This window comes from Dysgonomonas mossii (assembly GCF_004569505.1).
Classification (GTDB): domain Bacteria; phylum Bacteroidota; class Bacteroidia; order Bacteroidales; family Dysgonomonadaceae; genus Dysgonomonas.
Genome location: NZ_SPPK01000002.1, coordinates 779078 through 802798 on the forward strand (window position 1 = coordinate 779078; position 23721 = coordinate 802798).

The window sequence follows — 23721 nt, forward strand, 5'->3', positions numbered from 1 at the left end:
TATACTCTTGATATCTAAGTTTAAGGCATCGCAGGCAAAGCCCATCCATTCCTATATGTATGCTTTATGTATTCAGCAGCGGTGTCTTGTGCATTTAATGTTATATATTCTCTTTCAAAGTGTGGATGCCCGTCTTCTACACGGAAGCTATCTTTTGAGACAATTCTTAGTTCTTCGTTTGCACCTATATTTGTAAACTTCATTTTCTCTCCATCCCATTTCAAAATTTTATTCAGGCTTTGTAAACGTATGGCAAGAACACCAAGTAAGACCATTTCGTTGAATGGTCCAGCGTATCCGAAGTTGCTCGATGTTTCAACCCTGTTGTCTGCAGATTCTTTACAAGCCCTGATCCAATCCTGCTCATGATACCCGTCAGAATATCCTATAGCACCCGGAACACGCCGAAGGGTTTGAGGAACATTCGGTGTACGTCCCGATAGCAAGCGAGGATTAAATCCACCACAATCAGTTAGCAGCGTATCTTTCGAGCCAACGAATAAACAGCCACCAAGCCCATCTCTCATAAGATCGGTTCCATCGGGGAGCAAATCAGGGCGATGAGGGAAAAGCCCGCCATCATACCAATACACCTTTACCTCGGGCATTGCTACTTTAGGCATATTGTCTCGTGATGGGAATGTAAATTCTACCTGTTCACTCTGAGGCGGAGATTCGGTATTGATAAGGGAAGAACTACCCTGTATCTTAGTCGGATAACCGAGCTTTAGTGCTTGGTAGATAGGGTCGAGCACATGGCAAGCCATATCGCCAAAAGCTCCCGTGCCGAAATCCCACCACCCACGCCAATTCCAAGGAGTATACACGGGGTTGTAAGGGCGGAAAGGAGCAGGCCCTATAAAGTTATCCCAATCCAATGTTGAAGGTACTTTTACTACTTCTTTAGGACGCTGTAACCCTTGAGGCCATATCGGGCGGTCTGTCCATGCATGCACTTCACGCACTTCGCCTATTTCTCCGTTCCATATCCATTCGCATACCTGACGTACTCCATCGCCCGAATTTCCCTGATTCCCCATTTGAGTCGCTACCTTATGTTTGGCAGCCAAACGTGTTAGCAGACGACTTTCATATATTGAGTGTGTTAATGGCTTTTGACAGTAAACATGTTTGTTCAGCGTTAATGCTGTTGCTGCTATGATGGCATGTGTATGGTCGGGGGTAGATATCATTACACCATCAATCTCTTTACCTATTTCATCAAACATTTTGCGCCAATCTTTGTAACGCTTGGCTTTCGGGAAGTCATTGAAACAGTTTTTAGAATAAGCCCAGTCTACATCGCAAAGACCTATTATATTTTCAGTATTCATTCCTATAAGGTTAGGATGTCCTTTTCCACCTACGCCTATACCCACTATATTAAGTTTGTCACTAGGGGCTTTATGTCCCAATCCGCTGATAACATTTGATGGAAAAATGTATAAACCGGCAGCGGCTATAGCTGATTTTTTTATAAAATTTCTACGAGAAGTCATATAATAGTTGTTTAAAGTTCTTTGATCATAAGATTTTGATACCCTACTTTCGTTCTGTGATTTATTTTGTTTATAATTAATCAACAGGAAAATGAAAATTCATGGATAATTAAGGTTGCAAAAAGTCGCTACTTATTTTGTCTAAAAGTATATTTTTCATGATATTAAAACAAAAATAGTGAATGCGGAGAATAAAAAAGATAGACTATCTTTGCTAAAAGGATGGATTATTATTGCTATTTTTATTTGATATCTAAAAACAGGGTGAAATGATGCAAATAAAACATGGCTTTCAGGGACAATGGAGCATAATACTACCATACTTTATTGTCGATAGAATGGGTAAGAATCCGATGATGAATGATTTGTATTTTCATTCGTTAGGGTATTTTCCAAATGCAAAATATCATTATATAAACAGACCCGAGGGATGTCCCGAAAATATTCTTATATATTGTACCAAAGGTGGCGGATGGATCGAACTAGATGGAAAGATGCAGGCTGTAGGTGAGAATCAGTTTGTTATATTACCTGCAAATAAAGCACATCGTTATGGTGCTAATGAGCTGAATTCATGGTCAATTTACTGGATACATTTCAAAGGTTATAAATCTGAGTTGTTCTCAAAAGTATATGGGCAGGTGATTTCTTTGGATTCGGAAAATACGCTGCGTATTGATGAACGTTTCAAATTGTTTGAGGATATTTATAATGTTTTACTCGATTCTTATGATGATAGTGCACTACAATATGCAAATTCTGGATTGGCTTATTTTCTAGCCTCTATTTTATACGTGAAAAGATCCGGAGACCCTAAAACAGAAAATAAATACGGGACTTCTCTAATACATCTGGCAACGCACTATATGAATCAAAATATAGGAAATAAACTAAAGTTGTCTGATATTGCAAGGCACTTTGGATATTCTGTTTCTTATTTTTATCGTTTGTTTTACAGGAATATGGGGATTGCTCCGATGGAGTATTTCAATCAACTTAAAGTGCAACGATCTTGTTACTACTTGATCAATAGCACAATGAAAGTGAATCAGATATCCATCATGGTTGGTTTTGATGATCCTTATTACTATTCTCGTCTTTTTAAAAAGATGATGGGTGTATCACCTGTAAGGTATCGGACTGTAAACAAGCAAGCTACTCAGCTTATTTAAGGATAAATGTGCTTAATACTGCTCTATGATCTGAAGGATAATTTTTAAACCGGATATCACTCAGTGGGCTTTCTTCTCCTACAATCTGAGAATTTTTCAACTTCATTTTTTCACCCGAGAAAAGGACAAAATCGATGCGGTCGAGAACTTCTTTATATGCAGAGGTTTCAGGCAGTGTTGTCCACGTGTGCCCCGGCTTTTTTACTTCATCGGGATAGAATGTTCGATACGAATCTTTCATGCCACCCTTTTCTGAAAATGCCTTTGTAGAAGGCCACTCAACTGCTGTTTTGCATAGTCCTGCATCAGCAGCTTTTTCCGTCCAGTCGAGATAAGAGGGCTCGTTGAAATCGCCTGTAAGAAATATCGGGTAATCCTCTTTCCGAACTTCTATTATATCGGCAATATTTGAGTCTACGGTGTTCTCTCTCGATTTGCTAGCGGAGGCTATAGCTTCTGCTGCAGAGTGGAGTATTGGGCCGCCACAATACTCTATGCCATTCAGTTGATAAGGCTCGTAAGGGCAATACATCAGATGAACATTGAACATCCAAACAAAATGGTCTTTATCGATCTTTATCTTTACTCCGTGATTGTTTGCCGAGGTATCTACAATCGGATATTTTGTCACGATGGTTCGTCCTTCGAAAACGTATGAATGCCAGCCCAGGCTATCGGCAAGATGAACGGCTGTATTTTTCCCTTTGTGTGTTGATTCCTGAATGCCGATTATATCAGCTTGGCTTTCTACAAATACTTTTCCTGTTGCACCAATGGAAGAGCCTCCTCCGTGCCAGATATTAAAGCTCATGACCTTCAGTTCTATAGGAGCAACGGATTGTGCCTTGCTGTATGGGAATACAATGAAAATAAAGAGTATAATTAATAGTGTTTTGTCGATAAATTTCATTTGGAATTGGGCTTAGGTTAATAAATTGTTGAATGATTTTAAGTAAAACCAAATCAGGACGATTCAAAGGTATATAAAATTGCTTTCTTTCGGTATATTTTTAATGTATTTGTCATACTGAATGTTGATCACGGATCTCGATAAGAGATTTCTCTTGATGTCCAAAGGGAAAAAGATACAAAAAAGAAAAGTCTGGAACTCGTCATAAAATAAATTGACTTTTGCTCGTATGCTCTGTTAGTTTATTATATTTGTGCTGTTTTAGATCTAAACTATTAGAAATAACTATATAATGGAAGCAAAAGCTAGCAGTCGTCTTTTATCTCTCGATGTTTTGAGGGGTATCACCATCGCCGGAATGATACTTGTTAACAACCCCGGATCATGGGGGCATATATATGCACCGTTAAGACATGCCGAGTGGAATGGATTAACTCCCACAGACCTTATCTTTCCGTTTTTCATGTTCATTATGGGTATTTCTACCTTTATCTCGTTACGGAAATTCAACTTTGAGTTTTCTGTGCCCACGCTAAGAAAAATACTGAAACGTACATTCGTTATATTTCTTATCGGTTTAGGTCTATCATGGCTGGGTGTTTCATTTGGTACATACCATGGTTTAGCTGCCGATAATCTGGGATTTTGGGAACGGTTGAGCAGATCCGTCACCAATTTTGAACATCTGCGTATTCTCGGTGTGATGCAACGCTTAGCGCTTACGTATGGCATAACATCTCTGATAGCAATATTTCTAAAACATAAGTATATACCGTATATAATTGCAGTCGGTCTGGTCGGTTATTTCTTGCTTTTACTTTTCGGAAACGGTTTTGCCACGGAAGGGTACAATATCCTTGCAGTGACAGATCAGAGTATTCTGGGACTGAATCATATGTACACAGAGTTCGGGCTCGATCCTGAAGGTATTTTAAGTACAATCCCTGCTGTGTGTCATGTGTTGATCGGTTTTTATTGTGGAAAAATACTGATGGAAACAAAAGATAATCAACAAAGGATGCTTCACCTGTTTATTATAGGTGCTATACTTACCTTTTCTGGCTTTCTGTTGAGTTACGGCTGTCCTATAAATAAGAAGATCTGGTCTCCGACATTTGTTCTGACTACATGTGGATTGGGTGCTACCTTCTTATCGCTGCTTATATGGATCATCGATGTGAAGGGGTATAAGAAGTGGTCGGTATTTTTCGAATCGTTTGGGGTGAATCCTTTGTTTATATATGTCCTAGCGGGCGTTATGGCAACTCTTGCAGACGGAATACATTTCAGCAGCAATGAGGCAACGACTAATCCGAAATCTTATTTATATAACGATCTGTTGCAACCAGTATTTGGCGATTATTTTGGATCCTTGCTTTTTGCACTAATTTTTGTTTTTGTCGCATGGCTGGTAGGGAATGTCTTGTATAAAAAACGTATATATATAAAGATATAGGCGTTTAATACAAACGATAGTTGTCTTTTAACTCAACTGTCTTTTAATCTGCATCTATTCTGTAAACATTTGTTTCACGGAGATTGAACCCTAATTTCTGGTATAGCTTGTTGGCTGCTATACGGCTTGGGCTCGAAGTGAGATTGATACTTGCTATATTCAGCTTTTTAGCAAAGTCGATAACGTGCAATAGCATCTTTTCGCCAATAGATTGCCCTCTGGCATGTTGGTCTACAATAACGTCTTCTATCCAGGCTCTTGTTCCCGATGGTATCTTTACGATTACTAAGGTGATTGTTCCCACTATCTGAGGATTGGAGGCGATAAAAATATATTTGTTTTTATCATTAACGATATGGCTTAAGTCCTCCATCTGAGGAGCTTTTAAATGTGGAGCAAGCTGTGGCATCAGTCGGGAGAAGGCTGACACTATTTCGGGGGTTACTTCTTTTATTTGTTTTATTTCTACCATCTCTATTTAAGCATTAAATTCTAAAAAAGGAATTCTTGTCGCATTCGCTCTCATCTATTTTTTTTACCACAGAGTAAAAAGAGTAACACAGAGTTTTTTTACAATACAACATTAATTTTTACTAATTACTTGAGTTGTATTGCAAATATAGCATCTTTATTTTTTAATGCTAAAATTGTCTATTATAAAGGGTCTTTGACATATTATGATTCGTACACTTGGGTGTATGATAATGCACCAAAAGGTAACAGTAAAAATATAGTGAAAAGTGTTACTTTTGTTACTTTTTTGCTGTAACTTATATATAATTAGGTATTTGTGCTTTTGAAAATATGTCACTTTATATATTTGGAGAACCGAAATTTCGATATTTAATACTAGCGCAACGGATTAACAAAGAAAATTCTTATTTTGCAGCTCGAATAAGCAATTTTGAACTTTTGTTGAAATATAGAAAGAAATAAAATGAGCTATTGTGATTATATAAAAGGGCTTACCCACGGAGAAAAAGATCAGCATAGGACGTATCATGACAACCATTATGGTTTTCCTATTGAGGATGACAATGAGCTTTTCGAGCGTTTGGTGCTTGAAATCAATCAGGCAGGGCTAAGTTGGGAAACAATATTAAATAAGCAATCCGGCTTCAGGAATGCTTATAATAACTTTGATATCGCCACCGTGGCAAGCTATGGTGATGAAGAGCGAACCCGATTGCTCAATGATGCAGGTATAATAAGAAACCGACTGAAAATAGATGCGGCTATACACAATGCGAATGTGATTCTACTGTTGCAAAAAGAGTTCGGCTCTTTCAAAGGTTGGTTAGATTTGCATCACCCCAAAACAAAAGAAGAGTGGGTGAAGCTTTTCAAGAAGACATTTAAATTTACAGGAGGAGAAATTGTAAATGAATTTCTGATGAGTACGGGTTATTTACCGGGAGCTCATGATGAAGACTGTCCGATATTTTGTGAGATAGGAAAGCATAATCCCAAGTGGATGGAAAAGTAGACTAGTTATTAGGATACTACTTCTTCAATGTTATTTTTATAACATCTTTATTCCCATACGCAGAAGCAGTGTCCTTATTCTTAAGCACTTCCACTGATTCTATATTGTTTGGGTCGAGTGAGTCCATATCTTTTTTCGAAGATTCTTTTCCATCTATTAGTATTAATAGTTGATCCGGCAAATTATTTGATTTTTCGCTTTTCTTTGTCGATGGCAAAATGGATATAGTACCCTTTTTGTTTCCCAAATTATTGTTTGTTACAACAAGAGAGTCGGATATATGAGTGTTGCGCTTTTTCTTTGTGGTTATTAATATAGCACCTCCTCTGGCATCATTACCAAAGTGGTCTGTTGCTGTTTTGTCTTTTAATACAGATATACTTTCTATCTCATCAGGGCTAAGATCTTTTATACCATCTTGCGACTTTATCCCATCTATAATATATAGAGGTTGTAGCTCTTCGGCATTCGTAAAAGTGACTTTTTCTTTCAATTCTACTTTTATACTGTCCTTAGCTCTTAATACAAGGATCTCAGGCTTGTCAGGGTTTCCCTCTTTCTTTATCGGCATCATTGTATTTTCTATCGGTTGTACGATGTAATTGGGCACAGCCGAAAGCCATATAAATACTCCGAATACAGGAACAATAGTAAGGGCAGAGATTCGCTTCCAAGGCGAGCTTTTTTCTTTACGTAGCATATTTAGCCGGTTGATCGGTTTATGATCGTTGAATGAGCTGGTAAAAGAAAATACCTGCCCCTGAAATCGTTGGTTGATAAGTACTGCCTGATATATTGCCGGAGAAACACCCGATTCTATAACAGCTTTATCTGCCAGAAACTCGTGGTTTTCCTTTAGTAGATGTACATAAAACCAAGATAAAGGATTGAACCATTGTATAAGCAATATACACTCGCTGCACAGGAGGTCTAGCCAATGTCTCTGATTGATATGCATGATTTCATGCTGTAAAATTAACTCTTTTTCTGTTTTGGAAAGGCTCTGAGTATTTAGTAATACATAGTTTAAGACGGAAAATGGAGATTTGATATGATTGCTTTCTATTATATTAATATTGTCTTTTTTCGCATGTGTACCATTTTTTACAAGCATGCGAAGCTTTCTGTATGCCATAACATTTCTGCCTGATACAATAAAGAAGCCTGTGAGATATACGATAAAGAGGATTGTCCATATATCCGGCGATTGTGATTTGACGGTATAGGCTGTTTCTGACATCGTCCTTTCCACTGTCATTACTGCGGGAACGAATACATCGTAAGTATAACGGAAAGCCGGTATTATGAATGACATTATAAAGCCCGATACTAAGAATATTCTATTGAATCTATAGAAGGTAGTAGGGCGGAGGAAGATAATATATACGATGAGGAATATGCTTAGGCATATACCCGATTTGACAATATATAAAAGAAAAGCTTCCATCGTTATTCAGGGTTAGTATCTTTTTCTTCGAGAGTTTCACGTGTTTCTTTCAGAAGCTTATCCATCTCTTCTATACTGAGATTGGTTTCTTTAGCAAAGAATGAAACCATGGAGGAAAAAGAGCCGTTGAAATAGTTCTTAACGAAGCCAAACAATTGCTTTTTAGAATAATCTTCTTTTGTTACAACTGCTTTATAGATATTTGATCGACCTTCGCTACGATGTTCTACAAAGTTTTTATTTTCGAGAATGCTGAGTATTGTAGCGATGGTAGTCCGTGCAGGTTTGTTTTCGTCAAACTTTTTTAATATATCCTGAACAGTACCTTCTTCCATTGTCCAAAGGATCTGCATTATTTGTTCTTCGGCTTTCGTTAGTTGCATGATATAAAAAATTATATAGGCTATAAATATACGTCTATTTATTTAGACTGTTGAGCGTTTGTGATTAAAAAATCATAAAATAAAAAAGGAGCTACTAATCAGTAACTCCCTTTTCAGATTATATAAAAGTCTTTTTATTCAGCTTTTCCTGCACTACCTAACACAGCTTCAATTTTGTGTTTGTATAGTTTCTTCATATTGTCGCGAGCTGGTCCAAGATATTTACGTGGGTCAAACTCAGCAGGTTTAGTAGCAAATACTTCACGAACAGCAGCAGTCAAAGCAAGACGGCTGTCAGAGTCGATATTGATTTTGCAAACAGCTGATTTCGCAGCTCTACGAAGTTGTTCTTCTGGGATACCGATTGCATCTTTAAGTGCACCACCATATTTGTTGATAGTTGCTACTTCTTCTTGAGGAACTGAAGACGCTCCGTGAAGAACGATAGGGAATCCAGGAAGTTCTTTTTCGATAGCTTCAAGGATATCGAAACGCAATGGAGGTGGAACTAAATGACCGTTCTCATCTCTTGTACATTGTTCAGGAGTAAATTTGTTTGCTCCGTGAGAAGTACCGATAGAGATAGCCAAAGAGTCGCAACCTGTTCTTGTAGCAAAGTCTACTACTTCTTCAGGTCTTGTATAAGTATGGTGTTCTGCAACAACTTCGTCTTCCACACCTGCTAGTACTCCAAGTTCGCCTTCAACTGTTACACCAAACTGATGTGCATATTCTACAACTTTCTTGGTTAGAGCAATGTTTTCTTCGTATGGAAGGTGAGAACCGTCGATCATTACAGAAGAGAATCCTGAATCTATACAGTCTTTACATGTTTCGAAAGTATCGCCGTGGTCTAAGTGAAGCACGATTTGTGGTTTTTCCCAACCTAGACTTTTAGCATATTCTACAGCACCCTGTAGCATATAACGTAATAAAATAGGGTTAGCATATTGACGAGCACCTTTTGATGCTTGAACAATTACCGGAGATTTTGTTTCAGCAGCAGCTTGAACGATAGCCTGCAATTGTTCCATGTTGTTTACATTGAAAGCAGGGATAGCATATCCTCCTTTTACAGCTTTTGCAAACATCTCTTTAGTGTTTACTAATCCTAGGTCTTTATAACTTACCATTGTTGTTAAATTTATTATTATATAATGTATATTTATTGAAATTCATGCCTTTTTGCTATCCAAGGTGTACAAATATCGTTAATTCGTGTTGTCACCTATAGATTACTATGCAAAAGTAACAAAAAATAGTGATAAAAGATTTCAAAATAGTATAAAATAACCTTTTAGGTTTATTTCCATAAAGGAGTCGGATATTCACCTTTTTCTACTAACTTTTGAAGCTTTCCTACTACTCCATCTCTATCTTCAGCATATGTCACACCAAACCACTTGGATGGAGTATCCAATACCTTAACGTCTGCTGTTTTGTTCAAAATCAAATGATCTACTAACAGCGGGATAAAGTACTCGGCTTTGTGGTTTCCTTCATTTGCTTCTAAGAACTTAACAAAGTACTTGTCAGAATGTTCGAAATAGTCGGGAGTGAAGCCCCACATATTCATCGAAACGGGAGCATTTTCAGGTAATTCGAACCAATAGTTTTCTGCATCTTTGTACTGAATTACACCGTCTTTGCGCTCGATGTGGGTACGTTCTACGATGCTCGATAGAAAATGATTGTTATCTGTTTCGCAAACACCTCTAGCTACAGCCCCACTTTCCGACAAGGTATTGCTTAAACGGTATCCGACCATGCAATAATGGTTTTCAGTTCCGGTCATTGCTATTAATTGTTTTGCTAGTATTTCATAGCTTTCGCGTCCATAGAAGTCATCAGCGTTGATTACAGCAAAAGGTTCGTGTATAACCTCCTTAGCCATCATCACAGCATGATTTGTACCCCAAGGCTTTTGTCTGTCGGGATGTAGTGTAAAACCCTCAGGTAGGTTGTCCAATTCCTGATATACTACTTCTACCGGTATATGCTTTTCGTATTTGGATATAATCTTTTCACGAAATTCTTTATCAAATGATTTTCTGATAACAAAAACTATCTTTCCAAATCCAGCTCTAAGAGCATCGTAGATCGAATAGTCCATAATGGTTTCGCCATTGGGACCAAGACCGTCAAGTTGTTTCAATCCGCCATAACGGCTTCCCATGCCGGCAGCAAGTACGTACAAGGTTGGTTTCATAAGTATATTGTTTTTCGATTAGTAATTTTCAGGCGCAAAGATAGTTTATTTATAGATTAATAAGAATAGTGATACGATATATTCTATTCACATTTGTTGTGTAATCTTATCTGTGTCTTTGCTTTATTCTCTCAGAAAAGATTTGTAGAAGATCATCTGATTATTGATTGAATGCAGAAACGGAATGGAATTCTTAATGATAACTTAATGATTTTTTATAAGTTTGCGTACTTCGCTTCCGACCTAAAAAAAGGTTAAGATTTGCTTAGAGTCTGTTTAAACTTTATTCAATAATAATTTTATAGTCGATATTTTGATGATCTGTTCGGCTGCATTTAAGGATGTTTCATTATTTTTACATAAGCTTCTGTCATTATCAAACCAGGTAACAGTTTGTTCTATTACCTGATGTTATTTGATTGGTCTGAAACCACCTTTGAATATTGTTTTAAGTATCCGACAAACAGATTGTTTTATAACAATTCAATGAAATTTAAACAGACTCTTAGTCCTTAATTTATATTTCCTATTTCATCTGCTTATTGTGCTGAATGAAGTCCTAACTTATTTCCTTCTGTATCCATAAACAGTGCAAAAAATCCCATTTCAGGACTGATTAGGGTTTTCTCTACAATGATTTGCCCCCCATTTTTGCTTACCTTTTCAAGCATTGGTTGTAGGTCATTTCCTGCATTCAAGTAAAGAACCGCTCCATCACTTGTCGGTTTGTAATCGATGCCTTTAACTAAAACTACATTTATGGTTTCCCCGTCACTCGGCAAAACCCCCATTTGTGTTCCGTCCATATCGACTTCTTCGATCGTAATGCCTAAGATCGTTTGATAAAAATGAACTGCTCTTGAGAAGTCTGTTGTTGGAATTTCTACTATTGAAATTAAATTACGCATAATTTTTTATCTTTTGTTATTTTTATAAATTAGATTGATTAGAAATTGCAAAGATAAAATACTGTTAATCTTCAAAATTGTAAAAATGCGACAGCCTTAACCTTTTTTGTAGAAAAGGGATGACAGCACATTTTGTCTGTCTTCTAAAAACTCCTTAGGATTGGTTCCTGTAAATTCTTTAAAATCTTTGATAAAGTGCGCCTGGTCGTAATATTCGTTTTCGTAAGCGATTTGAGTGAGTGTTTCGGTTTTATGGCTGAGTAACATCTTCAGAGCCGTTTGCAGCCGGATTACTTTTCCTAATTGTTTGGGGCTGATTCCGATTTGCTTCATGAAATTTCTTTCCAATTGTCTGCGCTTGGATAAATTTTCTTTGAGGATTGTACTAATCGATGAATTTCCATTTGTTAAGAAAAGTGTATCAACAGTTGATTTTACAATATTGTCGATTGTGGCTTTCTCGTTGATCTTGTTCAATAAAAAAGTTTCGACAATCTTAATTCTTTGTTGCGTGTCGGTTGCGTGAATGATGTTTTGTTCCAACTCGTTTGCTTTTGTTACTTCAAAAAGCTCAGTAATCGGGGTTTCCTTATTTGCAAGATCTTTGATAGACGTTTTTACAAAATTTGCAAAACCGTAAGGATAGAAACGAACCGCAAAAGTATTTACATAGCCTGTTGGTTGAATGTAAAAAGGGTCTATGATCTGACCAAGAACCATTGCACGAGGTTGGAGTATAAATTCACATTCGGAAGTAAAACGTCTAATATCGTCTCCGAGAATAAAAGCCATTTCCAAACAGCCATCGGGTACAATTCGTTGTTTCTCTGCGTTGTTTTCGGCAGGAACTTCCAACGTCCAGTAACATTTAACTAATGATTTAAGGACACTGCTTGGTTCAAATGTTTCGTACTGCATTTTTGCTAAGAGTCTGTTTAAATTTCAATGAATTATTGTAAAAATAAGTTTTTTATCATATTTATCGTTTGAATTGGTTATGAGTAAGATTTATCCAACCGACATAACCGATAACCAATCACAATATATTGAAAAAAGTTTATTAAGGAAAGAGCGTAAACGAAAACATGATGTAAAAGAGATATTTAATAATGTTTTCTAGTTGGTAGAAACAAGCTATTAATGACAAATATAACCTAAAGACTATTCTAAATGAGAACCGGTGTATTATTATTTTCTCAAATGGTCATTCTATGAGGCGTTTGGTCTATTACTGGGTGAATTGTGAGAATCTGTCAGATTTAGGCGTAAGCAAAACAGGGAAGCCAGTTTAGGTATACTGGATAGTCAAGGTGTCAAGTGAGGGAATAATAAGGCTGTCAATAATTATATTTGTTTTAAATATGAAGTTTTATAACATTTAAGAGAAAATAGTTTTAGAAGAAGTCAAATTATTTCATATATTTATGTGTTTTGAAGTATGAAGATTGAATTTAATACAAATAAGGTAATAAAATGATAGAAATGGATTCAAAGGAGATACAAACTGAAGCAGGTTCGATAACCAAAACTATTGCTCTATGGATACAAGACTTTTTGATAGGATTGGGCGTTCCCGAACAAGGGATAATATATACCAAACTGATTGTGTTATTTGCATTAGTTGTAATAATAGTATTGTGCTTGCAATACTTATTAAGGAGGATATTGCTTTTTGTTTTTCATAGAGCGGTTAATATAACAAAACTATCTTTTATTAATTATACAATAGAAAACAGGTTGCCGCATTATCTTGCACTGATAGGCCCTTATTCTTTTGTAAGAGGAACGATTCCCGTGATATTCTATGATTTCCATACAATGATTACTCCGATGCTTAAAGCTACGGATGTATATATGGTATTCATGGTTATCTGGATTATAATGTCAATTGTTCGGTCATTTGGTGGTGTTTTGCAAGAAAAGCCTGCTTTCCAGAACAAACCTATGAAAAGTTATTTCCAGGTTGTTCAAATTGTATTGTTTATTTTTGGAGCCGTTGTTATCTACTCTATCCTCACAGGCAAGTCGGCTACTACATTTTTTGCTGCGATGGGAGCGGCTTCTGCTATTCTGATGTTATTATTCCAAGATTCAATAAAGGGATTTGCCGGGAGTATTCAGGTTACAACAAATAATATGGTTCAAATCGGTGATTGGATTACGATGAACAAATATGGTGCAGATGGCAATGTAGAAGAGATAAATCTTACAACCGTTAAAATCAGAAATTTTGATAAAACAATAACAACGGTACCTACTTATGCCTTGATTTCCGATTCGTTCCAAAACTGGAGAGGAATGCAGGATTCGGGAGGAAGACGTTTTCGTAGAGCACTGAACATAAAACATAATACAATACGATTTCTAACCGATGATGAGCTGGAGAAGTATAAAGAGATTGATGGGCTAAAAGAATATATCACAGCTAAACAAAAGGAATTTTCGAAGATGCCTAAGCGAGAGGGCTTATTATCAAATATGTATCGGATAACAAATAGTGACTTGTTTCTTCAGTATGGGATATATTATTTACGCAACCATCCGAGGATTGATAAGAACCTCACTTTGCTGGTAAGACAATTGCCTCCGGGACCTCAAGGGTTGCCAATAGAACTATATACCTTTACTAATACCACCGTATGGGCCGAATATGAACTTATATTATCTGAAATAGTAAATCACTTTATTGGCATTGTCAAATATTTTGATCTCACAATATTTGAAGAATCTTCCGGAAGTGATATTTTTGATGTATATATCAAGGAAAATGTAAAATAGTAAATTTTGTATTCTCTTACTGGGAGTGCCTTTTCGTAAATTATAATAGCGAAAAGGCATTTTTTTTGTAAATGAATGTTATTTATTTTTTAAAAAACGTTAATATTGTAAATTAATTTGGTCGCATTGTGCGCTTATAATAAGTGTGCTTATTACTTTTGTCCCGAAATATAAAAACTATTGAATGGTGGGAAATTGTAATAAGTTAGAAGATTCCAATGATGATATAGGTTATTTAATTTGGAAAGTTTCTAAATATTGGCAGAGAGGGAAGCTCCGTCTGTTAGGTGAATTTGGTCTAACAGGGTCACAATTGGAGTTGCTTGGAGCGATCTATCATATGTCGAGAGAAAATACTGAAGCTACACAAATTATTCTGTCGCAAGAGACAGGTATTGATCCTATGACTACTTCTACTATATTAAGAAATCTTCAAAAGAAAGGCCTTATAAGTAGGAGGGAAAGTGCAACAGATACTAGAGCCCGAATTGTGGAAGTGACCAAATCAGGCTCGGAACTCTTCGAAAGAGCTATTGCTAAAGTAAGGGAAGGGCAAAGCTTATTATTTGAGAATATTGATTGTGAAGCACTGAAAACTCAATTACAGATTCTTTTACAAGAAATAGAACGATTTAATAAAGTAACAACAGGTAATTAAATATTGATTAGGTATGAATTTAAGACAGATTGTTTTTGGAGCAATGGCTCTAATGGTTATAACATCATCTTGTGGTGGAGGAGCCAATCCTTTTGCGCAGACTAATACGGCACCGCAAGAATATAAAACAGCCGTGCTAAGTGAAGAAAGTGTAGAGCTGGAGTCTGTATATCCGGTTACTATCAAAGGCCAGGAAGATATTGAGATCAGACCGCGTATAGATGGATTTATTGATGCTATTTATATAGACGAGGGGTCTGTAGTAAGAAAAGGGCAAGCATTGTTTAAGATTAACTCGCCTTCAGCTATCCAGGCTGTAACAACAGCGAAGGCTGCAGTTGCCAGTGCCGAAGCTCAGTTGCAAACAGCGAAACTGAATGTAGACAGAATTAAACCATTGGCAGACAAAGGTATTGTTAGTACAACACAGTTGGCAACTTATCAAAATGCATACAATGTGGCTCTGGCAACAAAGAACCAGGCTGAGGCTACTTTGGCAAATGCTAATGCAACATTAGGCTGGACAAATGTGACAAGCCCTGTTGATGGAGTTGTTGGAACCATCGCCTTTCGTCAAGGAAGCTTGGTTAATAACTCAAATGTTTTAACTACAGTTTCGAGCATAGGAAGTGTGTTTGCTTATTTCTCATTGAATGAAAAAGATCTTGTTTCCTTGTTAGCTAACTTGCCGGGAAAAAATCAGGCTGAAAAGATAAAAAATCTGCCTAAGGTATCGCTGAGAATGGCTGATGGAACAATGTATCCGGAAAAAGGAGTTATTAAAACGATATCAGGTCAGGTGAATGTAACTACCGGCTCTGTAAACTTAAGAGCTGAATTTACTAATTCTGAAGGTCTTTTGCGTAGTGGTTTCAGCGGAAATCTTTTGATTCCTAAACACATTGAAAAGGCTCTTGTTATACCGCAGGCAGCTACATTGACCAAACAAAATAAATTGCTCATCTATAAAGTTGTTAGTGATTCTATAGCTGTTCAAACTCTTATAGATGTTGCTGCTACGCCTGATGGCAAAAGATACGTTGTTACAAACGGACTTGCGCCTAACGACCGAGTTGTAGTAGACGGTATTGCAACATTGTCTGACAGTGCTAGAATTATTGTCAAGAAATAGATAATTTATTTAATAAATAAAATAAGGAAATAATGTTAAAGACATTTATAGAAAGACCTGTGCTTTCTACTGTTATTTCTGTCATCATTGTAGTATTAGGTATTATTGGGTTGGCAACGTTGCCAATAGAACAATATCCGGATATTGCACCTCCGACAGTACAGGTTCAGGCTACCTATCCGGGTGCAAATGCGGATGTGGTATTGAATAGTGTGGTTATTCCCCTCGAAGAACAGATAAACGGTGTGGAAGGGATGACATATATGACATCGTCAGCCAGTAATGGTACGGCTACCATTAAGATACTCTTTAAGCAAGGAGTTAATCCGGACATTGCATCTGTAAACGTACAAAATCTAGCTGCACGTGCTACACCGTTGCTTCCGCAAGAGGTGACTCAGCTAGGGGTAATTGTATCAAAACAGCAGAATAGTACACTATTAGGTTTGACTTTGAGTACAAATAACCCTGATTATGATGGTCAATTCCTTCAGAATTATGCTAACATTAATATCTTACCTCAGATAAAGCGTGTATATGGTGTTGGTAATGCCAGTGTGTTTGGCGCAAGGGACTACTCGATGCGTGTTTGGTTAAAGCCTGACGTAATGGCTGCATATAAGATTTCTATACAAGAGGTTTCAGCAGCATTAGTAGATCAAAATATAGAAGCAGCACCGGGTGAATTGGGGCAAAATAGTGATCAGTCGTTCCAATATACCATGAGATATACAGGAAAGCTAAAAACCGAAGAAGAATTTGGTAATATCATACTACGCTCTCAAGACGGACAAATTTTGAGATTGAAGGATATCGCTAAAGTTGAGCTGGGTTCGTTGAGCTATAGCGTTGTTTCAGAAACAGACAAAAATCAGTCTGTATTTATAATGATCAACCAGACTGCAGGATCAAATGCACAGGAGGTTATTAAGAATGTTAAGGCTGTACTGAATGATGCAGAAAAAACATTGCCTTCGGGAGTTAAGATCAATTATATAATGGACTCCAGTGAGTTCTTGGATGCATCTATAGAGAAAGTAATCCATACGTTGATTGAAGCCTTTATATTGGTGTTTATAGTCGTGTTTGTATTCTTACAGGATATAAGATCTACTCTTATTCCGGCTATAGCTGTTCCTGTTGCCATTATCGGTACATTCTTTTTCTTACAGGTGTTTGGGTTCTCTATAAATCTATTGACACTGTTTGCTCTCGTGTTGGCTATCGGTATTGTGGTCGATGATGCCATTGTCGTCGTCGAGGCGGTACATGCGCAGCTCGATGCCGGAGAAAAAGATCCGAAAGTAGCTACGATCACTGCCTTGAAAGAAATTGCACCTGCGATTATATCCATTACACTTGTAATGTCGGCGGTGTTTATTCCGGTCAGCTTTATTGGAGGGACTTCAGGTATATTCTTTAAGCAGTTCGGGTTAACCCTTTCTATTGCAATTCTTATTTCGGCGATCAATGCATTGACGTTAAGTCCTGCTTTGTGTGCTCTCTTTTTGAAGCCACATGATGAGGAGCATAAGAGCAAAAGTTTCATCCAGCGCTTCTATTATTACTTTAATATGACTTTCAACAGTGCGACTCAAAAGTACAAGAAGAGTCTTCACTTCCTTGGAAGAAAAGGACATCGTTGGATTACAGTAGCTATAATCATCGTATCGTCAGTTGTTTTATTCGGATTGATGAAGCTGTTACCTACAGGTTTTGTGCCTAATGAGGATAGTGGTGGTGTTCTTGCCTTTGTAACATTACCTCCGGGATCTTCTTTAGAGAGAACAGATTCTGTTGTTAGCGAGGTTGTTAAAATAGCTCATGATATAGAAGGTGTAAAGAGTGTTACAAACATTACAGGGGTTAACTTTATGGCTGGTATGAACAGTTCTTACGGTACCCTAGTAGTGAAAATGGAACCTTGGAATGATCGTAAATTGTCAACAAACGAAGTGTCTGCAATCCTAAAAGAAAAGACAAGCAAGATAAAGGGTGCTACTTTCTTTTTTGTGGCCACTCCAACCCTTCAAGGTTTTGGTTTGGGAGCAGGCGTTGAAATGCAATTGCAAGACCGTACGGGAGGTGATATCAACAAATTTAATGATGTTGCTCAAAATATCCTTCAAAAACTGCGGGCTAGAAATGATGTTGTCCTCATGGCCATGACTAACTTTAACCCTGCTTTCCCTCAGAAAGAGATATCCGCCGATTTGCCAAAGATAAAAGCAGCCGGTCTTACTCTTAGTGAAGTAATGGGATCATTGCAAGCTTATGTAGGAAGTTCATATGCTTCAACGTTCAACTTGTATGGAAAACAATTTAGGGTGGTACTGCAAGCATCTCCTGAATATAGAAGAAAATGGGATGATTTGAGTGGTTTGTTTGTGAAGACAAAATCCGGAGAGATGGCTCCAATTACAGAATTTCTTCATGTAGAAGATATTGTTGCTCCTCCAACATTGAGCCGATTCAATATGTATTCATCTATCGACTTGACCGTTATACCTAACCTAATTGATGGAAAGAGTACCGGTGACGTATTACGTCTATTGGAAGAATGGTCTCAAGATAAAACTATTTTCCCTGATGGATATACTTTCGAATATTCAGGTATGACTCGAGAGGAGGCTGGTAGTGGAAGCCAAACAATATTAATATTTGGCATTTGTTTGATATTCGTTTATTTATTGCTGTCTGCCTTGTACGAAAGTTACATTATACCATTGGCCGTGTTATTCTCTTTGCCGGTGGGTCTTGCCGGAGTATTTATATTCTTGATGATATTCGGTCTTTCGCGAGGAATTGTAAATAACATATACGTCCAAATATCGATGATTATGTTAATCGGGTTGCTGGCAAAGAATGCTATCCTTATTGTGGAATATGCATTACAGCGACGTCAGCAAGGTATGAGTATTGTGGAAGCTGCCGTAAACGGAGCTGTAGCACGTCTTCGCCCGATCTTGATGACTTCCTTTGCTTTCATTGCAGGTATATTACCACTGATGTTTGCATCAGGAGCAGGAGCTATCGGTAACAGATCGATCGGTATTAGTGCTGTAGGGGGTATGTTTATTGGGACTATGCTTGGGGTACTGGTTATTCCTTCCCTATATATTATATTCCAGACAATACAGGATAAGATAAGTAAATCGGGTATGATTAACTCTAATGATGAGTTTATTAATAAAAACCAATAACAATGAAGAGAAAATATATAAAAGGTGTGGTTCTGTTGGGAGTAATACTCTCAATGGGATTCACCTCCTGCGGAATAGTAAGTAACTATAAAGCTCCTGAAATAGACTCGCAAGATATGTTTAGGGGAGAAAATCCCACAGATACTACTACGATTGCAAATATCCCGTGGAGGGAATATTTTACAGATCCTGCCCTTCAGGCTCTTATTGATGAAGGATTGGCTAATAACTTTGATATGAGAATAGCTTATACCAGAATCCAACAAGCTGAAGCTGGTCTGGTGGTTGCTAAGTCTGCATATTTTCCAACTATAGCTTTAGCCGGTCAGGTGACGCACACACGGGGAAGTATTAAAAACGGAAAAGAGAGAGTATTAGGATATGAAACCGGTACTCAGTTTGGGTTGGGTTTTGCCGTACAATGGGAAGCCGATCTTTGGGGAAAACTTAGTAGCAAGTCGAGAGCTCAGTACGCTAATTTGGTTAGTACTCATGCTTATCGTAACTTGATACAAACTTCATTGGTTGCCAATATCGCAACTACTTATTATTCCCTATTGGCTTTAGACGAGCAACTAAAGATTACGAAAGAGACCATAGGTTTGCTTAAAGAATCTACGGCTACTATGACCGATATGATGCAGGCTGGATTGCTCAACCGTGCAGGTGTTAAACAGAGTGAAGCATTATTGTATAATACGCAAGTTAGCGTGCCTACACTTGAGAGCCAAATAAGAAAATTGGAGAATTCTCTTTCTGTTCTTGTTGGTCGCAAGCCAGGTCCGGTATATAGAACTGCTATCAAAGATCAACCTGTTCCTTCTCATTTACAATATGGCATACCAGCACAAATGTTGGCGAAGCGTCCGGATGTAATTCAAGCTGAAATGGGATTCAGATATGCATTTGAAATGAGGAATGTCGCTCAGCGATCTTTGTATCCTTCATTAACATTGGGTACGTCAACAATAGGTTATGCTTCTAATACATTGTCTCAGTTTTTTCAACCAGCCAATATATTAGCTAATATAGTAGGAGGCTTAACTCAACCTATTTTTGCAGGAAATCAGTTGAGAGGACAATATAAAGTGGCTAAAGCTCAACAGGAAGAAGCACTGTTAACATTTGAACAAACAGTCTTAAAAGCAGGACAAGAGGTTTCTGATATAATGTATACTTACGAATCATCGTTACGTAAAAACGAAGATAGAGCCAAGCAAGTGGAAGCCCTCTTTACTGCGGTGGATGATACTAAAGTTTTGCTGAAAGCCGGAGAGGCAAATTATACAGAGGTGCTAAACGCAGAGCAAAATCTGTTGCAAGCACAACTTGGCCAGGTAAATGATAAGCTCGAACAGCTTCAGGCAACTGTTAATTTATACAGGGCGCTTGGAGGAGGTGTAGAGTAATACAATCTGAAACATACCAAATATTTAATAAGGATATTCGTGATGAATATCCTTATTTTTTTAGGCTGAGATTTTATCAATTTAACTAAAAAAAGTATTTTATTTAAGATTTGGCTGTCCTATTTTTTTATTGTATCTTGCCTCCTGAACAACGACATAGAGCAAATTGAAGACAAATAAAGCTCATAATTATATAAAAAGGAATAGTTAAAAAATACAGGAGTGAAAGGATCATTCTTGTATCTTTTGTTTTATAGTACAGGATTTTTATTGAATGAATTTATGTGAACTCACACTATCTGGAAATTCCTGAAATTATTATCTAATGTATACGAAACCGGATGGCAATTACTGAAAATTATACTTATTAATTTTTTAGGTAAAAAGAGATTCTTGCTGTATAGTGTATTCGCTATAGCCAAATGAAATAAATGAAAGATGAGACAAGATAATGATCTACATAAGCTGCTAAACTTATTTTTAATAACCTTAATTGCTTTGGTCTTGCTTATTTGGTTTTGGACAAAATAAGATTTAATACGTATCGACATTAAGCCTCTCTCTGCTACGAAGCATGGCTTGGTAACGATATAAGACAGAAAAATATAAGCAATACGAGAATACCTTACTCTGACTTTTACCTAAAATAAAGATATCTGTGCCACCTTATGAAATTTATTTCAGATTCGGATTTAGTTATTGCCTTTCCGTATTGTTCCAACAAGCATTTCTACAAATACAAAACCCCATTGAAAAACTATTGTTAATCAATGAGGTTGTATAAATATTCGTGTGCGCACGGCGAGACTCGAACTCGCACATCCTTACGGAAACTACCCCCTCAAAGTAGCGTGTCTACCAATTTCACCACGTGCGCATGCTTTAAAACAAAAAAATGCGACCTTTGTCACATTTGAGCGAAAGACGGGATTCGAACCCGCGACCCCGACCTTGGCAAGGTCGTGCTCTACCAACTGAGCTACTTTCGCAATTGAGACTGCAAATATAGAGGCAATTTTTATTTTTTCAAAATTTATAATGTCTTTTTTCATACAAATTATGCACGAATCATATCATATCACTTTTCTGTCTTCCTTTTATGTTAGAAAGCATCTTCCGATCTCTTTTAAGTAATTAACTTTTACATTATCTTAGCCAAATACGAACCTGAATGAACTAATACAACTATTATGAGCACGCTGAATGGAACCATAAATCAAAAGACAAAGCAAGACGAAATAGTCATGCAGAAGTTGAGGAAGAAAATAATCATAGAAATAATCAGGCGGCGTGCAGCTAGCCCTCATAAGGAGTATGAATTGACCGAAATGGAAGAATGTGAACTCGTGTGTATGTATATAATGGGACAAACATCGGTGGATATCAATAAGATATCAGAGTATATAAAGAGAAACTACTATACTCAATAAATTGCAAAGTTAACCTCAAATATATAGTTCCTTTTCATGAGGGGAAAACCTATTTTATTTTCAGAAAGTTTTTTAATATACTTTCGCCTACGCTACCGCTTTTTTCGGGATGAAACTGTGTTGCATAAAAGTTTTCCTTATGCATCGCCGCACTGAAGGGATGTATATAATCGGTTACAGCAGCTGTATGTTCGCTAATAGCCACATAATAACTGTGAACAAAATACACAAATTGGTTTTCTAAAGAGATATCAAATAAGTCACTCTTCACATTGGAAATTGTATTCCATCCCATGTGAGGTACTTTATCCTCATGTTTTTGCGGTACAAATCGTTTGACCTCCGTGCCGAATATATTGAGGCAGTCTACATTCCCCTCTTCCGAGCGAGAACACATAAGTTGCATTCCCAAGCAGATTCCTAACACAGGCTGCTTTAAGTCAGGGATCAGTTTATCCAGCCCTGTTTGTTGTAAATGTTGCATCGTAGAACTGGCTTCACCTACACCAGGAAAAATTACTTTATCAGCTTTTCTTATCAGTTCTTTGTCTCCTGTAACAACAGCTTCGATGCCAAGTCGCTTAAAAGCATGTTCTACCGAGAATATATTTCCTGCGTTGTATTTAATAATTACTATATTCATTGGTTATAGTCCTAAATAAAAGTTATACGGTTTTATACTGTATATCCGTATTTATTTTGCTAACAACGAATCTATTAACGATACCATTTCGTAGAACTCCTCCATTTTGAAAAGCCTAGTCAACATCACAATTTTACCATCCTTGTCTATAATAACATTTCTGGTGATGCCCGCTTCTCTTTCTGCATAGGTTGCAAATATATCCGCTTTAGGATCAAGCCCGATAGGGTAGGTGACACCTGTTGCCTTCGCAAATTTTAGAACTGTTTCTGCGGGTTCTTCTCTATCAATTCCAAATAGAGCAAAATTGGGGTTGTTTTTATGTTTTTGCCAGATATCTTTTTCTATATGTGGCATTTCTTTTCGGCATACACCACACCAGCTGGCTGTAAATTGTAGCATTACAACTTTCCCTTTGAGAGATGACAGTTTGATTGTCTTTCCCGATGGTAAGCTCATCTCAAAGTCAGGAGCTATATCACCAACTTTTACTTTATATTGATAGTCAATATTATCTTGTGAGAATATATTTACAGATGTAAATAATACAAATAAAATAATTGAAAGCTTTTTCATATTTCTTGTTCTCTTAATTCTTTATTTAATAAAAATCGTCTAAACCAAAACGAGAATGGAAGGGATGCAATTGCTCCTAAGGCATCAGCCAAAAAATCGTACCAATCTCCGCTTCTTCCGGGAAAATATTTACTTTGAAGTATCTCAATCAGGCCTCCATATATAATAGGAACCAATAGTGCAAAAAGGATAAGCTTTAGTATAATAATTTTACCTCGCTTATCATAGATATAATTAAAAGAAGCTACTCCGGCCAGCCCAAAATACATCAAAAAATGAACAATCTTATCTGTGGGGATAAAAAGACAAAAATCGATATCGGGAACATCTTTTGGAGCGATAAGGCAACATAAATAAAATATAATAATGGCAACTATTGCCGGTGGCCATGTATACCTGAATATTTTTCTTAACATAGAGTT

The 23721-nt window shown here is 37.0% G+C and carries 21 protein-coding genes and 2 tRNA genes; 9 read left to right on the plus strand and 14 right to left on the minus strand.

All coding sequences use genetic code 11. The features are described from left to right. Positions 1–20: 20 nt before the first annotated feature. Entirely contained in the window at positions 21–1499 is a 1479-nt protein-coding gene (locus E4T88_RS08635; RefSeq protein ID WP_135105052.1) for a glycoside 3-dehydrogenase, read from the minus strand. Between the two features lie 269 nt (positions 1500–1768). Here E4T88_RS08635 and E4T88_RS08640 point away from each other — a divergent pair, with 269 nt between their 5' ends. Then, positions 1769–2671 (plus strand): AraC family transcriptional regulator, encoded by a 903-nt coding sequence (locus E4T88_RS08640; RefSeq protein ID WP_228093839.1) that lies wholly within the window; start codon positions 1769–1771, stop codon positions 2669–2671. Here E4T88_RS08640 and E4T88_RS08645 read toward each other — a convergent pair. Next, complete coding sequence (locus E4T88_RS08645) at positions 2664–3581, minus strand: endonuclease/exonuclease/phosphatase family protein (RefSeq protein WP_135105053.1); 918 nt, start codon at positions 3579–3581, stop codon at positions 2664–2666. The genes E4T88_RS08640 and E4T88_RS08645 overlap by 8 nt on opposite strands. 292 nt (positions 3582–3873) lie before the next feature. On the opposite strand from E4T88_RS08645, the gene E4T88_RS08650 reads away from it, so the two are divergent. Beyond that, positions 3874–5037: an acyltransferase family protein gene (locus E4T88_RS08650; RefSeq protein ID WP_135105054.1), complete on the plus strand. Its 1164-nt coding sequence runs from the start codon at positions 3874–3876 to the stop codon at positions 5035–5037. Between the two features lie 43 nt (positions 5038–5080). Here E4T88_RS08650 and E4T88_RS08655 read toward each other — a convergent pair whose 3' ends face one another. Then, complete coding sequence (locus E4T88_RS08655; RefSeq protein ID WP_135105055.1) at positions 5081–5509, minus strand: GNAT family N-acetyltransferase; 429 nt, start codon at positions 5507–5509, stop codon at positions 5081–5083. A 465-nt stretch (positions 5510–5974) separates the two neighbouring features. Between E4T88_RS08655 and E4T88_RS08660 the strand changes: the two genes are divergently transcribed. Further along, positions 5975–6523, plus strand: coding sequence for a DNA-3-methyladenine glycosylase I (locus E4T88_RS08660; RefSeq protein ID WP_135105056.1), 549 nt, complete (start codon positions 5975–5977; stop codon positions 6521–6523). Between the two features lie 16 nt (positions 6524–6539). Here the strand turns inward: E4T88_RS08660 and E4T88_RS08665 are convergent, their stop codons facing one another. The 6 genes from E4T88_RS08665 to E4T88_RS08695 all read right to left on the minus strand — a co-directional run bounded on the left by E4T88_RS08665 (position 6540) and on the right by E4T88_RS08695 (position 12388). Continuing rightward, complete coding sequence (locus E4T88_RS08665; RefSeq protein ID WP_167755443.1) at positions 6540–7838, minus strand: M56 family metallopeptidase; 1299 nt, start codon at positions 7836–7838, stop codon at positions 6540–6542. A gap of 134 nt (positions 7839–7972) precedes the next feature. After that, complete coding sequence (locus E4T88_RS08670; RefSeq protein WP_135105058.1) at positions 7973–8353, minus strand: BlaI/MecI/CopY family transcriptional regulator; 381 nt, start codon at positions 8351–8353, stop codon at positions 7973–7975. Between the two features lie 134 nt (positions 8354–8487). Then, positions 8488–9486, minus strand: a complete 999-nt coding sequence (locus tag E4T88_RS08675) for a class II fructose-bisphosphate aldolase (RefSeq protein ID WP_135105059.1) — start codon at positions 9484–9486, stop codon at positions 8488–8490. A gap of 170 nt (positions 9487–9656) precedes the next feature. After that, positions 9657–10562, minus strand: coding sequence for a sugar phosphate nucleotidyltransferase (locus E4T88_RS08680; RefSeq protein WP_135105060.1), 906 nt, complete (start codon positions 10560–10562; stop codon positions 9657–9659). Positions 10563–11101: 539 nt separating this feature from the next. Next, positions 11102–11470, minus strand: a complete 369-nt coding sequence (locus E4T88_RS08690) for a VOC family protein (protein WP_135105061.1) — start codon at positions 11468–11470, stop codon at positions 11102–11104. Between the two features lie 96 nt (positions 11471–11566). Then, positions 11567–12388 carry an AraC family transcriptional regulator gene (locus E4T88_RS08695; protein WP_135105062.1) on the minus strand — a complete coding sequence of 274 codons (822 nt, stop codon included), beginning with the start codon at positions 12386–12388 and terminating at the stop codon, positions 11567–11569. Between the two features lie 564 nt (positions 12389–12952). Between E4T88_RS08695 and E4T88_RS08700 the strand changes: the two genes are divergently transcribed. From E4T88_RS08700 to E4T88_RS08720, 5 genes are all read left to right on the plus strand, one after another. Beyond that, positions 12953–14248, plus strand: a complete 1296-nt coding sequence (locus E4T88_RS08700) for a mechanosensitive ion channel family protein (RefSeq protein WP_135105063.1) — start codon at positions 12953–12955, stop codon at positions 14246–14248. 184 nt (positions 14249–14432) lie between these two features. After that, positions 14433–14906: a MarR family winged helix-turn-helix transcriptional regulator gene (locus E4T88_RS08705; protein ID WP_135105064.1), complete on the plus strand. Its 474-nt coding sequence runs from the start codon at positions 14433–14435 to the stop codon at positions 14904–14906. 13 nt (positions 14907–14919) lie between these two features. After that, the gene (locus E4T88_RS08710) at positions 14920–16038 is read left to right on the plus strand and encodes an efflux RND transporter periplasmic adaptor subunit (protein WP_135105065.1); all 1119 of its coding nucleotides are present in this window, start codon (positions 14920–14922) and stop codon (positions 16036–16038) included. A 32-nt stretch (positions 16039–16070) separates the two neighbouring features. Beyond that, positions 16071–19241 carry an efflux RND transporter permease subunit gene (locus E4T88_RS08715; protein ID WP_135105066.1) on the plus strand — a complete coding sequence of 1057 codons (3171 nt, stop codon included), beginning with the start codon at positions 16071–16073 and terminating at the stop codon, positions 19239–19241. A gap of 2 nt (positions 19242–19243) precedes the next feature. Then, positions 19244–20650: an efflux transporter outer membrane subunit gene (locus tag E4T88_RS08720; RefSeq protein WP_135105067.1), complete on the plus strand. Its 1407-nt coding sequence runs from the start codon at positions 19244–19246 to the stop codon at positions 20648–20650. Positions 20651–21443: 793 nt separating this feature from the next. On the opposite strand, the gene E4T88_RS08725 is transcribed toward E4T88_RS08720, so the two are convergent. Both E4T88_RS08725 and E4T88_RS08730 read right to left on the minus strand, forming a co-directional pair. Next, positions 21444–21527 (minus strand) — tRNA-Leu (locus E4T88_RS08725). 39 nt (positions 21528–21566) lie between these two features. Further along, positions 21567–21639, minus strand: a tRNA-Gly gene (locus tag E4T88_RS08730). A gap of 201 nt (positions 21640–21840) precedes the next feature. Here E4T88_RS08730 and E4T88_RS08735 point away from each other — a divergent pair. Beyond that, positions 21841–22080, plus strand: coding sequence for a hypothetical protein (locus E4T88_RS08735; protein ID WP_006843007.1), 240 nt, complete (start codon positions 21841–21843; stop codon positions 22078–22080). A 49-nt stretch (positions 22081–22129) separates the two neighbouring features. On the opposite strand, the gene hisH is transcribed toward E4T88_RS08735, so the two are convergent. From hisH to E4T88_RS08750, 3 genes are read right to left on the minus strand one after another with little or no spacing between them, the layout of a single operon-like run. Next, positions 22130–22723, minus strand: a complete 594-nt coding sequence (gene hisH, locus E4T88_RS08740) for an imidazole glycerol phosphate synthase subunit HisH (protein ID WP_135105068.1) — start codon at positions 22721–22723, stop codon at positions 22130–22132. Between the two features lie 51 nt (positions 22724–22774). Beyond that, positions 22775–23299, minus strand: a complete 525-nt coding sequence (locus tag E4T88_RS08745; RefSeq protein ID WP_135105069.1) for a TlpA family protein disulfide reductase — start codon at positions 23297–23299, stop codon at positions 22775–22777. Further along, positions 23296–23715, minus strand: a complete 420-nt coding sequence (locus E4T88_RS08750) for a VanZ family protein (protein ID WP_135105070.1) — start codon at positions 23713–23715, stop codon at positions 23296–23298. Before E4T88_RS08750 ends, E4T88_RS08745 begins: the two co-directional genes overlap by 4 nt. Between the last annotated feature and the right edge of the window lie 6 nt (positions 23716–23721).

Excerpts from the sequence above, each read along its gene's own strand:
- E4T88_RS08665 (WP_167755443.1), bottom strand. The coding sequence starts at position 7,838 with ATGTCATTCATAATACCGGCTTTCCGTTATACTTACGATGTATTCGTT.
- E4T88_RS08670 (WP_135105058.1), bottom strand. The coding sequence starts at position 8,353 with ATGCAACTAACGAAAGCCGAAGAACAAATAATGCAGATCCTTTGGACA.
- E4T88_RS08675 (WP_135105059.1), bottom strand. The coding sequence starts at position 9,486 with ATGGTAAGTTATAAAGACCTAGGATTAGTAAACACTAAAGAGATGTTT.
- E4T88_RS08710 (WP_135105065.1), top strand. The coding sequence starts at position 14,920 with ATGAATTTAAGACAGATTGTTTTTGGAGCAATGGCTCTAATGGTTATA.
- E4T88_RS08645 (WP_135105053.1), bottom strand. The coding sequence starts at position 3,581 with ATGAAATTTATCGACAAAACACTATTAATTATACTCTTTATTTTCATT.
- E4T88_RS08695 (WP_135105062.1), bottom strand. The coding sequence starts at position 12,388 with ATGCAGTACGAAACATTTGAACCAAGCAGTGTCCTTAAATCATTAGTT.
- E4T88_RS08635 (WP_135105052.1), bottom strand. The coding sequence starts at position 1,499 with ATGACTTCTCGTAGAAATTTTATAAAAAAATCAGCTATAGCCGCTGCC.
- hisH (WP_135105068.1), bottom strand. The coding sequence starts at position 22,723 with ATGAATATAGTAATTATTAAATACAACGCAGGAAATATATTCTCGGTA.
- E4T88_RS08745 (WP_135105069.1), bottom strand. The coding sequence starts at position 23,299 with ATGAAAAAGCTTTCAATTATTTTATTTGTATTATTTACATCTGTAAAT.
- E4T88_RS08700 (WP_135105063.1), top strand. The coding sequence starts at position 12,953 with ATGGATTCAAAGGAGATACAAACTGAAGCAGGTTCGATAACCAAAACT.
- E4T88_RS08735 (WP_006843007.1), top strand. The coding sequence starts at position 21,841 with ATGAGCACGCTGAATGGAACCATAAATCAAAAGACAAAGCAAGACGAA.
- E4T88_RS08680 (WP_135105060.1), bottom strand. The coding sequence starts at position 10,562 with ATGAAACCAACCTTGTACGTACTTGCTGCCGGCATGGGAAGCCGTTAT.
- E4T88_RS08690 (WP_135105061.1), bottom strand. The coding sequence starts at position 11,470 with ATGCGTAATTTAATTTCAATAGTAGAAATTCCAACAACAGACTTCTCA.
- E4T88_RS08660 (WP_135105056.1), top strand. The coding sequence starts at position 5,975 with ATGAGCTATTGTGATTATATAAAAGGGCTTACCCACGGAGAAAAAGAT.
- E4T88_RS08640 (WP_228093839.1), top strand. The coding sequence starts at position 1,769 with ATGATGCAAATAAAACATGGCTTTCAGGGACAATGGAGCATAATACTA.
- E4T88_RS08655 (WP_135105055.1), bottom strand. The coding sequence starts at position 5,509 with ATGGTAGAAATAAAACAAATAAAAGAAGTAACCCCCGAAATAGTGTCA.
- E4T88_RS08715 (WP_135105066.1), top strand. The coding sequence starts at position 16,071 with ATGTTAAAGACATTTATAGAAAGACCTGTGCTTTCTACTGTTATTTCT.
- E4T88_RS08750 (WP_135105070.1), bottom strand. The coding sequence starts at position 23,715 with ATGTTAAGAAAAATATTCAGGTATACATGGCCACCGGCAATAGTTGCC.
- E4T88_RS08720 (WP_135105067.1), top strand. The coding sequence starts at position 19,244 with ATGAAGAGAAAATATATAAAAGGTGTGGTTCTGTTGGGAGTAATACTC.
- E4T88_RS08650 (WP_135105054.1), top strand. The coding sequence starts at position 3,874 with ATGGAAGCAAAAGCTAGCAGTCGTCTTTTATCTCTCGATGTTTTGAGG.
- E4T88_RS08705 (WP_135105064.1), top strand. The coding sequence starts at position 14,433 with ATGGTGGGAAATTGTAATAAGTTAGAAGATTCCAATGATGATATAGGT.